This window comes from Mesorhizobium silamurunense, assembly GCF_014843825.1.
Classification (GTDB): domain Bacteria; phylum Pseudomonadota; class Alphaproteobacteria; order Rhizobiales; family Rhizobiaceae; genus Mesorhizobium; species Mesorhizobium silamurunense.
In genome coordinates this window covers 1-13,839 of the sequence record NZ_JHQR01000035.1, presented here as the reverse complement: position 1 = coordinate 13,839, position 13,839 = coordinate 1, and the positions used below count along the sequence as shown (strand labels likewise).

The 13,839-nt window shown below is 62.0% G+C and carries 11 protein-coding genes and 1 pseudogene; all 12 read left to right on the top strand.

The genetic code is table 11. The features are described 5' to 3' along the window. Positions 1-402 (top strand): annotated as a pseudogene (locus tag DH10_RS03485) (succinate--CoA ligase subunit alpha); the annotation flags it as partial. Positions 403-455: 53 nt separating this feature from the next. Continuing rightward, complete coding sequence (locus tag DH10_RS03480; RefSeq protein ID WP_192247915.1) at positions 456-1,424, top strand: 2-hydroxyacid dehydrogenase; 969 nt, start codon at positions 456-458, stop codon at positions 1,422-1,424. Next, complete coding sequence (locus DH10_RS03475; RefSeq protein WP_192247912.1) at positions 1,424-2,728, top strand: glycerate kinase type-2 family protein; 1,305 nt, start codon at positions 1,424-1,426, stop codon at positions 2,726-2,728. Before DH10_RS03480 ends, DH10_RS03475 begins: the two co-directional genes overlap by 1 nt. A 111-nt stretch (positions 2,729-2,839) precedes the next feature. Beyond that, entirely contained in the window at positions 2,840-3,592 is a 753-nt protein-coding gene (locus DH10_RS03470) for a helix-turn-helix domain-containing protein (RefSeq protein WP_246506077.1), read from the top strand. Between the two features lie 296 nt (positions 3,593-3,888). Then, positions 3,889-4,785 carry a class II glutamine amidotransferase gene (locus tag DH10_RS03465; protein WP_192247909.1) on the top strand — a complete coding sequence of 299 codons (897 nt, stop codon included), beginning with the start codon at positions 3,889-3,891 and terminating at the stop codon, positions 4,783-4,785. 5 nt (positions 4,786-4,790) lie between these two features. Next, a complete protein-coding gene (locus tag DH10_RS03460; protein ID WP_192247907.1) occupies positions 4,791-5,528 on the top strand; it encodes a GltB/FmdC/FwdC-like GXGXG domain-containing protein in 738 nt (245 codons plus the stop codon). A 9-nt stretch (positions 5,529-5,537) separates the two neighbouring features. Beyond that, positions 5,538-6,866 carry an FMN-binding glutamate synthase family protein gene (locus DH10_RS03455; protein WP_192247904.1) on the top strand — a complete coding sequence of 443 codons (1,329 nt, stop codon included), beginning with the start codon at positions 5,538-5,540 and terminating at the stop codon, positions 6,864-6,866. Between the two features lie 26 nt (positions 6,867-6,892). Continuing rightward, the gene (gene glnT, locus DH10_RS03450) at positions 6,893-8,236 is read left to right on the top strand and encodes a type III glutamate--ammonia ligase (RefSeq protein WP_192247901.1); all 1,344 of its coding nucleotides are present in this window, start codon (positions 6,893-6,895) and stop codon (positions 8,234-8,236) included. A gap of 78 nt (positions 8,237-8,314) precedes the next feature. Then, positions 8,315-9,568, top strand: coding sequence for a sarcosine oxidase subunit beta family protein (locus tag DH10_RS03445; protein ID WP_192247898.1), 1,254 nt, complete (start codon positions 8,315-8,317; stop codon positions 9,566-9,568). Between the two features lie 17 nt (positions 9,569-9,585). Continuing rightward, the gene (locus DH10_RS03440; RefSeq protein WP_192247895.1) at positions 9,586-9,894 is read left to right on the top strand and encodes a sarcosine oxidase subunit delta; all 309 of its coding nucleotides are present in this window, start codon (positions 9,586-9,588) and stop codon (positions 9,892-9,894) included. Positions 9,895-9,941: 47 nt separating this feature from the next. Then, positions 9,942-12,950 carry a sarcosine oxidase subunit alpha gene (locus DH10_RS03435; RefSeq protein WP_246506078.1) on the top strand — a complete coding sequence of 1,003 codons (3,009 nt, stop codon included), beginning with the start codon at positions 9,942-9,944 and terminating at the stop codon, positions 12,948-12,950. Continuing rightward, positions 12,943-13,572: a sarcosine oxidase subunit gamma gene (locus DH10_RS03430; protein ID WP_192247890.1), complete on the top strand. Its 630-nt coding sequence runs from the start codon at positions 12,943-12,945 to the stop codon at positions 13,570-13,572. The genes DH10_RS03435 and DH10_RS03430 overlap by 8 nt, the downstream gene beginning before the upstream one ends. Positions 13,573-13,839: the final 267 nt, after the last annotated feature.

The following is a 13,839-nucleotide window of genomic DNA, read 5'->3' as shown; positions in this document are numbered from 1 at the left end:
GCCTCGCAGATGAAGGCGCTGGGCATCGGTGTGTCGACCAGCGTCGGCATCGGCGGCGATCCGATCAACGGCTCGTCCTTCAAGGACATCCTGGAGCTGTTCGAGCAGGACGACGAGACCGATGTGGTGATGATCGGCGAGATCGGCGGCCCGCAGGAGGCCGAAGCCGCAGAATGGGCCAAGCACAACATGACGAAGCCGTTGATTGCCTACATCGCTGGGCTCTCGGCGCCGAAGGGCCGCCGCATGGGCCATGCCGGCGCGATCATCTCGGCCTTCGGCGAGTCGGCGCAGGAAAAGGTCGAAATCCTGAAGGAGGCCGGCGTCACCATCGTGCCGACGCCGGCTGCATTTGGCTCGACCATCGCGAATGTGCTTGGTCAACGGAAAAAAGTCGCCTGACCGCTTCTGAAGCGGCGTTTACGGTCGTCCGTCGGTTTTGACGAGGGATTCAAATGAGACCACGCGTTATCGTCACGCGTCGCTGGCCTGCGACTGTCGAGCAGATTCTTGCTGAGCGGTTCGACACAACATTCAATCGGCATGATTCGTCGCTGACCTCTAACGAGCTCAGAGCCGCGTTCCGGGATTTCGACGCGATTTTGCCAACCGTCAGTGATCATTTGTCGGCGTCTGTCTTCCCAGATCAGAAGATTCGAACCAAGGTCATCGCCAATTTCGGTGTCGGTTTCAGTCACATCAACACCGATGCTGCGCGCAAGCATGGCATCGTGGTTACCAACACACCTGGGGTACTTACCGATTGCACCGCCGACATCGCCATGTGCCTGATGCTCTCGGTCGCTCGTCGGGCGGGCGAGGGTGAACGTCAGTTACGCGCCGGCGAATGGGCTGGTTGGTGTCCGACGCATATGATTGGCACCAAGATCTCAGGCAAAACGCTTGGTATCATTGGAATGGGCCGCATCGGCAAAGCGACGGCCCGACGTGCGCGGTTCGGCTTCGGCATGAACGTGGTCTTTTACAATCGCTCGAAGGTGGACGACGAAGAAATCGTTGCCATGGGAGCCAGGCAACTGTCGAGCGTGGAGGAGGTGCTCGCACAGGCGGACTTCGTGTCGCTCCACTGTCCTGGCGGCGCTGAGAACCGGCACCTTATCAACGCTTCCCGCTTGGCTGGAATGAAGCGCGGCGCCTTCCTCATCAACACCGCCCGCGGTGATGTGGTCGACCAGAACGCTTTGATCGAAGCGCTAAGGCGCGGCGAGATTGCCGGTGCAGGGCTCGACGTTTTTGACGGCGAACCTGCAATTCCAGAGCCGCTGAAGCATATGGAAAATGTCGTGCTTTTGCCGCACCTCGGCAGTGCCACCAAAGAAACCCGTGTGGCCATGGGAATGCGGGCAGTGGAGAATCTGGTCGCGTTTTTCGACGGGGGCCCGGTGCCGGATCGGATCGTGTGATGAGCCTCGACAGCTCGGCTTCCACCTGGGTCGAGCTGCGGATGCAGGCGTTCTATCTGTTTCGCCAAGGCATTGCCGCATCAAGTCCCGAGGCGGCGGTCGCGTCCGCCTTGAAAGCTAGAGAGTCCGACATCGCCGCCGCTCGCGGCGTCATCCTGATTGCCTTAGGCAAAGCGGCATGCCTAATGGCAGGGACGGCACTGCGGTTCGTCGGGGACAAGCTGCGCAGCGCATGTGTGGTCACCAATCGCGAAAACGTGTTGGACATCGAGGGCATTGAGGTCATTGTCGGCGGTCATCCGTTGCCAGACGAGGGGAGCCTCAGAGGCGGCAGCGCGATTGAAGAGGCCGCACGGTCGGCAACGCCTGACGATCTCGTGTTGCTACTGATCAGTGGCGGCGGTTCGGCACTTGTCTGTGCGCCAGTGCTCGGCATTTCGCTTGCCGACAAGGTGACACTCAACGAAGCCCTGGTTCGTTGTGGCGCCGACATTTCGGAGATCAATGCCGTAAGGCAGATATTCTCAAGACTGAAGGGCGGGCGTCTGGCGGAACTGACCTCAGGCGTTAGAACGCTGTCTCTGATACTCTCGGACGTGCCCGGCGATGATGTCGCCACGATCGCTAGCGGGCCTACAGCAAAGCCCGCGACCGGCGTCTCCGACGCCATTATCACTCTTCGAAGTCACAACCTGCTTCAATCGCTGCCTCCGATCTTGCGAAGGCGACTGGAAGATCTTGCCGCTGGCGAAGATCGCGCATGTGCGAGCTTCAATCATGTCGAAAATGTTGTGATCGGCAGCAACGCGATCAGCCTGCAGCGCGTGATGAGCGGTGCCGAAGAGCGCTGTTTCAGGGTCATCAAGGCCGCCGACTGGCTGAGCGGAGATGTTTCAGAGGCGGCCCTTGCTCTTCACCGCCTGGCTCTCTTGGCGGCGAGACATGACGGGCCGGTGGCAATCGTCGCCGGAGGAGAGACGACCGTAAGGGTACGCGGAAGCGGGAGAGGCGGACGCAACCAGGAACTGGCTCTTCGGTTTGCCCTTCTCAATGAACGACAACCGATCCCGCGTCCCTGGGTCTTTCTCAGTGGCGGCACTGACGGTCGGGACGGACCGACGGACGCGGCAGGCGCCCTTGTCGATTCCGGATCAACAGAACGGATGCGCCGGCGTGGCTGCAAGCCGGAAGCCCATCTGAGCAACAACGATTCCTACCCTGCATTGGCGACTTCAGGCGATTTGCTCCTGACGGGGCCCACGGGAACAAATGTCGCCGACCTGCAAATACTGCTGATGCAATAGCCTCGGCAGCCTTGAGGCGCTCAGGCGTCCCTTCTCGCCAATTATCCTGCGTTGTATCTCCAGCAGAAAATATTTACTGTTGGTAAAATGAATCAGTAGACGGCAGTGAACATGGCAACGGCTAAGGCGGGTAAAAGGCAGGCGGTAAAGGCGGAAAAAACGGGCGGCAAGGTGCTCGCCCCCGTCAAAGTGGTGGGTCCGGTAATCGTCAACCCGCCGCCACCGGCGCGCGGTAAGCCTCTCAGTCAGGATCCTCATGCCGTTCGCGACACTCGTGAGAACGTGCTTGAGGTTGCGATCGGCCACGAGGTTCGCTCCTTTCGCAAGAAACTGGACATCACCGTTGCCGATCTCGCTGTCACCACGGGCCTTTCGGTCGGCATGCTGTCCAAGATCGAGAACGGTATCACCTCGCCATCCTTGACCACGCTGCAGGCGCTATCGCGGGCACTTGGCGTGCCAGTGACAGGATTTTTTCGCCGTTTCGAGGAAGAGCGAAAGGCCGTCTTCGTCAAGGCAGGATCGGGCGTGGACGTTGAGCGGCGCGGCACGCGTGCTGGGCACCAGTATACGCTGCTGGGTCATATCGGTTCGGATACGAGCGGTGTTGTCGTCGAACCTTATCTCATCACACTGACAGAAGACTCTGACGTCTTCCCGACTTTCCAGCACGACGGCATGGAATTCCTCTACATGCTGGAAGGCGAGGTCGTGTATCGCCATGGCAACAATCTTTACCGGATGACGCCAGGTGACAGTTTGTTTTTCGACGCCGACGCGCCGCACGGTCCCGAAGAATTGACGCATTTGCCGATACGATATTTGTCAATCATCTCCTATCCCCACGGGCGCGGTAACGGCTGACGCAATCGGCCATTCATTGCGATACTGGCTATTTGTGAACGCGCGGGCCGCGCAGGCACCGTCGCGTGTCCAGTGTCCGCGTCAAACTACGCGCCTCGGTACCGCTCGCTGCCTTGACCGCACTCGCGGCAGACTTCGCGCATCTCCGCCAGGCCGGTGACATTCAACATGGGGTGATCTTGGCCGGCTTCAACGAGGCTGTGTTTTTCTAGAGGAAAAAAAAATTCATGACAGTTGAATTGCAACAGGGAACCTGCTAGCCTCCGTGTCAGCTAACAACCAGTAGAGGTGACGGGATGTGTGGGATCGTCGGACTGTTCCTGAAAGACAAATCGCTTGAACCCAAGTTAGGCGCGCTGCTGTCGGAAATGCTGGTATCGTTGACCGACAGGGGGCCGGACAGCGCCGGCATAGCCATCTATGACACTGGCGTGGCCGGGCGCGGCAAGATCACCATTCAGTCATCGACCCCCAAGGCGGATTTCGAAGGGCTCGAAGCCGAACTCAGCAAGAAGATCGGAGCCAAGATTTCGTCGACGGTGAAGTCGACCCATGCCGTCCTCGATGTCGCTGCCGATAAGCTCGAGGAAGCCCGCACTGCGATCGCCGAACTGCGCCCAAACGTGCGCCTCATGGGCGCCGGCGAGGCGATCGAGATCTATAAGGAGGTCGGGCTGCCAGCAGACGTGGTCAAGCGGTTCGACCTGGCCAGGATGGGCGGCAGCCACGGCATCGGTCACACGCGCATGGCGACCGAGTCCGCGGTCACCACGTTGGGCGCGCACCCCTTCTCGACCGGCCCGGACCAGTGCCTGGTGCATAACGGCTCGCTGTCGAACCACAACAATCTCCGCCGCGAGCTGATCCGCGACGGAATGCGTTTTGAGACCGAGAACGACACCGAGGTCGCGGCTGCCTACCTCTCGTCCAAGATCGCCCACGGGCAGAATCTCGGCGAGGCGCTGCAAAGCAGCCTGGATGACCTCGACGGCTTCTTCACCTTTGTGGTCGGCACCAAGAACGGCTTCGGCGTGGTTCGCGACCCGATCGCCTGCAAGCCCGCCGTGATGGCCGAAACCGACCAGTACGTCGCCTTTGGATCGGAATACCGCGCATTGGCCAATCTGCCTGGCATCGAGGAAGCCAGGGTCTGGGAACCGGAGCCGTCCACCGTCTATTTCTGGGAGCACTGAGGATCATGAATATTTCGAATGTTGCCACGGCGCCATCGCGCGAAGTGAACTTCGCGCAGCGTGTCTTCGACCTTGGCGAAAGTTCGCTGCGCGAGCTGAACCAGGCGCTGCACAATCTGGCCCCCGGCTCGAACGAGAACGCCTGGGAAGTGCTCAACCCGAAAGGCAGCCACTCGGTCGCCGTCGGCGTCGACCAACCGATCAGCATCGATGTGCGCGGCAGCGTCGGCTATTACTGCGCCGGCATGAATGATGGCGCCACCATCACCGTGCACGGTTCTGTCGGCCCGGGTGTCGGCGAGAACATGATGTCGGGCTCGATCGTAGTCAAAGGCGACGCCAGCCAGTATGCCGGCGCCACCGGCCGCGGCGGCCTGCTGGTCATCGAAGGCAATGCCTCCTCGCGCTGCGGCATCTCGATGAAGGGCATCAACATCGTTGTCCGTGGCAATATCGGCCATATGTCGGCCTTCATGGCCCAGTCGGGCAACCTAGTGGTGCTGGGCGATGCCGGCGATGCGCTCGGCGACTCGATCTATGAGGCGCGGCTGTTCGTCCGCGGCAAGGTCAAGAGCCTGGGCGCGGATTGCATCAAGAAGGAGATGCGTCCCGAGCACATCGCGCTCCTGCAGAATCTGCTCGACCGTGCCGGCATCAAGGATGCCAAGCCGGAAGAGTTCACCCGCTACGGCTCGGCCCGTACGCTTTACAACTTCAACATCGACAACGCTGATGCATACTGAGGGGCAAACATGACCTACCACAATCCTCCGACGACGCCGCGCAAGTCAGCGACCTTCGACGATTACGCGATGTCGGAAATCCGACGCGCTGCAGCGACCGGCATTTACGACATTCGTGGCTCTGGCGCGAAACGCAAGGTCCCGCATTTCGACGACCTTTTGTTCCTCGGCGCTTCGATCTCGCGCTATCCGCTGGAAGGCTATCGCGAGCGCTGCGACACCAGCGTGGTGCTTGGCTCGCGCCATGCCAGGAAGCCGATCGAACTGAAGATCCCGATCACGATTGCGGGCATGAGCTTCGGCTCGCTCTCCGGCCCCGCCAAGGAAGCGCTCGGACGTGGCGCAACCATTGCCGGCACCTCAACGACCACCGGCGACGGCGGCATGACCGAAGAGGAGCGCGGCCATTCGAAGACGCTGGTCTATCAGTACCTGCCGTCGCGCTACGGCATGAACCCGCGCGATCTTCGCCGGGCCGATGCCATCGAGATCGTTGTTGGCCAGGGCGCCAAGCCAGGCGGCGGCGGCATGCTGCTCGGCCAAAAGATTTCCGATCGCGTCGCCGAGATGCGCACACTGCCGAAGGGCATCGATCAGCGCTCGGCCTGCCGTCACCCGGACTGGACCGGTCCCGATGACCTTGAGATTAAGATACTCGAAATTCGCGAGATCACCGACTGGGAAAAGCCGATCTATGTCAAGGTCGGCGGCGCGCGGCCCTACTACGACACCGCGCTTGCGGTAAAGGCCGGAGCCGACGTCGTGGTGCTCGATGGCATGCAAGGCGGTACGGCCGCCACGCAGGAAGTATTCATCGAACATGTCGGTCAGCCGACGCTCGCCTGCATCAGGCCCGCGGTGAAGGCCCTACAGGACCTCGGCATGCATCGCAAGGTGCAACTCATCGTGTCCGGTGGCATTCGCAACGGCGCCGACGTCGCCAAGGCACTGGCGCTTGGCGCCGACGCAGTGTCGATCGGCACTGCGGCGTTGATCGCGCTCGGCGACAATGATCCGCGTTGGGAGGACGAATACCAAAAGCTTGGCACGACCGCCGGTGCCTACGACGACTGGCATGAGGGCAAGGATCCGGCCGGCATCACCACGCAGGACCCCGAGCTGATGAAGCGCGTCGACCCGGTCGTCGCCGGGCGGCGGCTGGCGAATTATCTGAAGGTGATGACGCTCGAAGCGCAGACGATCGCGCGTGCATGCGGCAAAAATCACCTGCACAATCTCGAGCCGGAAGATCTTTGCGCGCTTTCGATCGAAGCTGCGGCCATGGCCGGCGTACCCCTCGCGGGGACGAATTGGGTACCAGGGCAGGGTGGCTTCTAAAACCAGAAGAATGGGAGCAGTAGACAATGAATAAGGCCTTTGAAGCCAAAATCGATCAGTCTGAGGGGGCTGATCTCCAAGAGTTCGCAAGAGTTCGCAACGTCAAGTATTTCATGGTCTCGTATACGGATCTGTTCGGCGGCCAGCGCGCAAAGCTGGTGCCGGCGCAGGCCATCGGGGACATGCAGAAGGAGGGCGCCGGCTTTGCGGGCTTCGCGACCTGGCTTGACCTGACCCCTGCGCATCCCGACATGCTGGCGGTGCCTGACACCTCGTCGGTGATTCAGCTGCCGTGGAAGCCGGAAGTCGCCTGGCTTGCTTCTGACTGCCTGATGGAAGGCAAGGGCGTCGCTCAAGCGCCGCGCAACACCCTGAAGCGGCTCGTTGCCGAAGCCGCCAAGGAGGGTATGCGCGTCAAGACAGGCGTTGAGCCGGAATTCTTCCTTGTGACGCCAGACGGCAAGCAGATCAGCGACGAGTACGATACTGCGGCCAAATCCTGCTACGACCAGCAGGCCGTGATGCGCCGCTATGACGTTATCGCCGAAATCTGCGACGCCATGCTCGACCTTGGATGGCAACCCTACCAGAACGACCATGAGGATGCGAACGGCCAGTTCGAAATGAACTGGGCCTTCGACGACGTTCTGGCTACAGCCGATAAGCACTCCTTCTTCAAGTTCATGGTCAAGTCGATTGCCGAAAAGCACGGCCTGCGCGCAACCTTCATGCCGAAGCCCTTCCAGGGCCTCACCGGCAGCGGTTGCCATGCCCATATTTCGGTATGGGATCTCAGTGGCAAGACCAATGCTTTCGCTGACAAGGACATGGAGTTGGGTCTGTCCGAAAAGGGCAGGCACTTCCTGGGCGGCATCATGAAGCACGCCTCGGCGCTGGCGGCGATCACCAATCCGACGGTAAATTCCTACAAGCGCATCAACGCACCGCGTACCATTTCCGGCGCGACCTGGGCGCCGAACACGGTGACCTGGACCGGCAACAACCGCACCCATATGGTGCGCGTGCCCGGTCCCGGCCGTTTCGAATTGCGCCTTCCTGATGGTGCTGCCAACCCTTACTTGATGCAGGCGGCCATCATCGCTGCCGGCCTCAGCGGCGTCCGCACCGAGGCCGACCCGGGCCAACGCAGCGACATCGACATGTACAAGGACGGACATACCGTCACGCATGGCGCCAAGCTCCCGCTCAATCTGCTTGATGCGCTTCGTGCCTATGACGATGACGCCGAGTTGAAGGCAGCGATGGGCGAGGAATTTTCCGCCGCCTACATCAAGCTAAAGACCCAGGAGTGGAACTCCTACGCCTCGCACTTCACCCAGTGGGAGCGCGACAACACGCTGGATGTCTAAGCTGTTTGCCAGGCCCAGCGTCCGATCTACGGATTGGGCGCTGGGCGCACCACCTGACATTTCGCCGGAACAACTGCGATGAAATATTCGATCTTTTCGCTCGCCAAGGCGGCACTGTCCGGACACAAGGGATGGACACGGGCGTGGCGCGATCCGGCACCCAAGAGCCGCTACGACGTGGTCATTATCGGTGGCGGCGGCCACGGACTGGCGACGGCCTACTTCCTCGCCCACGAATACGGCATCCGCAATGTCGCCGTGCTGGAAAAGGGCTGGATCGGCTCCGGCAATGCCGGTCGCAACACCACCATCATCCGCTCAAATTACGGCCTTCCCGGCAATACCGGCTTCTACGAATTGTCGATGAAGCTGTGGGAGCGCATGGAGCAGGACCTCAACTACAACACGATGGTCAGCCAGCGCGGCATCATCAATCTTTATCACTCCGACGCGCAGCGCGATGCCTTCGCTCGCCGCGGCAACACCATGCGCATCAACGGCATCGATGCCGAACTCCTCGACGCCGAGCAGATCCGCAAGGAATTGCCGTTTCTGAACTACAACAATGCCCGATTCCCTATCATGGGCGGGCTCTTGCAGCGCCGCGCCGGTACCGCCCGTCATGACGCGGTCGTCTGGGGCTATGCGCGGGCCGCCAACGATCGCGGCGTCGACATCATCCAGAATTGCGAGGTCACCGGCTTCGTGCGTGACGCCAGCGGCAGGGTAACCGGTGTGGAGACCTCGCGCGGCCGGATCGGCGCCGGCAAGGTCGGCATGGCGGTGGCGGGCTCCTCATCACGCGTCGCGGCGATGGCTGGCCTACGGCTGCCGATCGAAAGCCACGTGCTGCAAGCCTTCGTGTCCGAAGCGATCAAGCCACTGATCCCGGGGGTCATCACCTTCGGCGCCGGCCACTTCTATGTCAGCCAGTCCGACAAAGGCGGGCTGGTCTTCGGCGGCGATCTCGACGGCTACAATTCCTACGCGCAGCGCGGCAACATGCCGGTCATGGAGGATGTCTGCGAGGGCGGCATGGCCATCATGCCGATGATCGGCCGCGTGCGCATGCTGCGGCAGTGGGGCGGCATCATGGACATGTCGATGGACGGCTCGCCGATCATCGACATGACGCCGGTCGACGGTCTCTACCTCAACGCCGGCTGGTGCTACGGCGGCTTCAAGGCGACACCGGCATCGGGTCTTGTCTTTGCCCATCTCCTGGCACGCGACGAGCCGCATCAAGAGGCCGCGCTGTTCCGGCTCGACCGGTTCCGTCGTGGCGCGATGATCGATGAAAAGGGCCAGGGCGCCCAGCCGAACCTTCACTGAAAAGCGAGTCTGGCGGAATGCGAATTGCATGTCCTTTCTGCGGTGAACGCGAAAACGGCGAGTTCACCTATCTTGGCGATGCCACCCCTAGGCGGCCCAGCTTCGCTGTCGATGGCGGGGAGGGTCCCGAGCGAGTCGAGGATGCGTTCTACGACTATGTCTACCTGCGCGACAACGTGGCGGGCGTCATGCGCGAGTATTGGTATCATGGCGGCGGTTGCCGTTCCTGGCTGGTGGCCGAGCGCAACACCGTTACCCATGAGTTTATTTCCGTGACGGCGGCTCCGGGTGCGGGCGCTGCCCTGGCGGCACGGGCAGGAGAATGACCATGTCGGGCTATTCCCAATCCGAACCTTTCGCCAGAACCGCGGCGATGGAGGCTAACGTCCGAAAAGGGGTTACGCCCGCCAGCCAGTCGCACCGTCTGCCCGGTGACGGTATCATCGACCGCCGATCGCCACTCCGGTTCTCGTTCGACGGCAAGACCATGACCGGGTTTGCCGGGGACACGCTGGCTTCCGCGCTCGTCGCCAATGGCGTCAAGCTCGTGGGGCGTTCGTTCAAGTATCACCGCCCGCGCGGCATCCTCACCGCCGGCTCGGAGGAGCCGAGCGCGCTCGTCGAGATGCGCACCGGTGCGCGGCGCGAGCCGAACACGCGGGCGACCACGCAGGAACTCTTTGACGGCCTGATCGCGAACAGCCAAAACCGCTGGCCGTCGCTGCGCCGAGACCTGATGTCCATCAACCAGTTGTTCGCGCCGATCTTCGTCGCCGGCTTCTACTACAAGACGTTCATGTGGCCGGCGAAGTTCTGGGAATCCATCTACGAGCCGATGATCCGCCGCGCCGCCGGACTCGGCAAGAGCGCCGAATTGCCGGACCCAGACCACTACGACAAGGCCTGGGCTCATTGCGACGTGCTCGTGGTCGGTGCCGGTCCCGCCGGCCTGTCGGCGGCGCTTGCCGCTGGCCGCGCCGGGTCGCGCGTCATTCTTGTTGAAGAAGATTCCCTGCTCGGCGGTCGCCTGCTCAGCGATGGCGGCGAGATCAATGGCATGGATGCCAGGGAATGGCTGCGTAGCACGACCCGCGAACTCGTTTCTTTACCCAATGTCCGGATCATGAACAGGACGGTCCTGTTCGGCGTCTATGATGGAGGCACCTACGCTGCGCTCGAGCGCGTCAGCGACAACGTCCCGACGCCGGATCATCATCAGGTCCGACAGCGAATCTGGCGCATCATCGCCAAGCGCTCGGTGGTGACCGCTGGTGCGATTGAACGGCCGATCGTGTTCTCGGGCAATGATCGGCCGGGCGTCATGATGGCGTCAGCCGTCCGCACCTATGTCAATCGGTTCGCGGCTCTGCCTGGCAAGCGTGTGGCGCTGTTCACCAACAATGACGATGGCTGGCGCACGGTGGAGACCATCCAGCGGGCCGGCGCCCATATCGTGGCGGTGATCGACCCCCGCCGCGAAGTATCGGCGCAGTGCCGGAGGCTTGCCGATACTTACGATCCGCGCGTGCTTGCCGGAGTCGTATCCGACGTCAAGGGCGGTGTCGACGGTGTGAGCAGCATCGCCGTGACCGACAAGAATGGTCGCACGCAGCGTATAGATGCGGACTGCCTTGCCGTTTCGGGAGGATGGAACCCGAATGTCGGTCTGTCATGCTTCCACCGTGGAAAGCCAATCTGGCGCGAGGATATCGCAGCCTTCGTGCCTGGGGGCGCGCCAAAGGGGATGGCCACGGCTGGTGCCGCCAATGGCGAGCTCTCGCTCGGCGCCTGCCTTCGCGAAGGGCATGGCGCGGGTGCCAAGGCGGCGGCCGAATGCGGTGCTGCCGGAAAGCCGGGGGAGGCATCGATGGCCGACGATGAGGTCTATGCCATCAAGCCGCTCTGGCATGTCAAAGGCAAGGGAAAGGCGTTCGTCGACTTCCAGCACGACGTTACTGCGTCCGACGTGACCTTGGCCCAGCGGGAAGGCTTCGAGAGCGTCGAGCATCTCAAGCGCTACACCACGCTCGGCATGGCTACCGACCAGGGCAAGACGTCCAACATCAACGGCCTCGCCATCATGGCGGAAGCCAACGGACGCACTATCCCCGACACCGGCACGACGATCTACCGGCCGCCCTACGCGCCCGTCGCTATTGGCGCCTTCGCCGGCCATCACCGCGACGAGAATTTCCATGCCACCCGGCTGACGCCGTCGCATCATTGGGCGGCCGGACAGGGCGCGGTCTTCGTCGATACTGGCCTCTGGAAGCGCGCGCAATGGTACCCGCGCACTGGCGAGCGAGACTGGCTGGAGTCGGTGACCCGCGAAGTTCTGGCCGTGCGCAACGGTGTTGGCTTCTGCGACGTCTCCACGCTTGGCAAGGTCGACGTGCGCGGTGCGGATGCCGGCGTCTTCCTTGATCGCGTCTATATCAACGCCTTCTCGTCGCTCGCCGTGGGCAAGGCGCGTTATGGCCTGATGCTGCGCGAAGACGGCATCGTCATGGACGATGGGACGACCTCGCGTCTGGCCGAAGACCACTACTTCCTGACCACGACCACGGCCAAGGCCGGTCCGGTCATGCAGCATCTCGAATTCTGCCGACAGGTACTTTTCCCGGAGCTCGACGTGCAACTGACCAGTGCCACCGACCAGTGGGCGCAGTTCTCGATCGCTGGTCCGAACACGCGCAAACTGCTGCAGGCTCTGGTAGACCCGTCGGATGATCTCACCAACGAGGGCTTCCCGTTCATGGGCGCCCGCGAGGTCAAGCTGCGCGGAGGCGTGACCGCTCGCCTGTTCCGTATCTCGTTCTCCGGCGAAATGGCCTTCGAGATCTCGGTTCCGGCCCGCTACGGCGCGGCGATGGCCGAGAACCTGATGATCGCAGGCAAGCCCTATGGCGTGACGCCCTACGGAACCGAAGCGCTCGGGGTCATGCGCATCGAGAAGGGGCATGTCGCGGGTCCCGAACTCAATGGCACAACGACGGCCGATGACCTCGGTCTCGGCAAGATGATGTCCAAGAAAAAGGACTTCATCGGCCGCATCATGGCCGGCCGAGAGGCGTTGACGGCTCCGAACCGGCAGGTCGTCGTCGGCATAAAGCCAGTCGACCGCGCGCGCCGCCTGCGTTCCGGCGCTCATGTCATTCCCAAGGGAGCGATTCCAGGCCCGCAAACGGACCAGGGCTATGTCACATCGGTCTGCTTCTCGCCGATGCTCGGCCAGTGGATTGGCCTCGGCCTGGTCGAGCGCGGGCGCGAGCGAACTGGCGAGATCATCCGCATCCACGACCCTCTGCGGAACGAGGACTATGATGCCGAGATCTGCAGCCCTGTTTTCTACGACCCCGAAGGAGTACGCCAGCGTGGCTGATTTTTCCTGGAACGTCCAATCGCCGTTGCAACAGGCGCTTGTTCCTGGTCGCCACGGTGGGGCCGGCACTCAGGTGGGCGTCACCCTCGAGGAAGTGCGCGGCGTCAGGCTGGTTCAGGTTATGGCCCGGCGCGGCAGCGCGGCCGAGACGATCAAGGCCGCCAAGAAACTGTTTAGCATCGAGCCGCCGGATACACCCAGAGCCGTTAGCGGCCGGAACGCCACTTTGATATGGTCAGGCCCCGACCAGTTCATCGCCTTTTCTGCGCGATCGGCAGAGGATCAGTTTGCCAAACTGTCAGAGGCCTTTGCCGGCGTCGCGTCGCTCTCCGACCAGTCAGATGGGCGCTGCCTGATCCGGATCGGCGGACCCCGCGCCCGTCAGGCGCTGGCGAAGTTTTGCTCGTTGGATCTGGATGACAGGGGGTTCCCTTTAGGCGCTGCGGCGACGACCTCGATCGACCACACGGCGGCGAATATATGGCGCGGGGCCGATAGCTCGGACGGGCACGCCGTCTTCAACATGCTTGTCTTCACCAGTTTCGCCGACAGCCTTTGGCATACGATTTTGGATTCCGCTGCAGAGTATGGGGTACAGGTGTCGGTGGCCCACGCGGCATAAGCCCTGGCGGAGCCAACGCGCGTCAGCGGAAGACGAAACCCATTTCACGAGGCTGTCTGCAGTTGCACATCGATCGCAACGGCGGTGTTGCCGCTGTCGTGCTGATTTGATTTCGAAGCATCCTTGGCAGCAGCCCAAAAAAGAAGTCTTGGCACATTGTGCCAAGACTTAAAGAAGGCGCTTTGTGGTCAAGCGCCGTGTGGTGCAGGGTATCCCTAAAACAGCCCTTCGATCTGACCCTGTTCGTTGAGGAAGATCTTTTCCGAG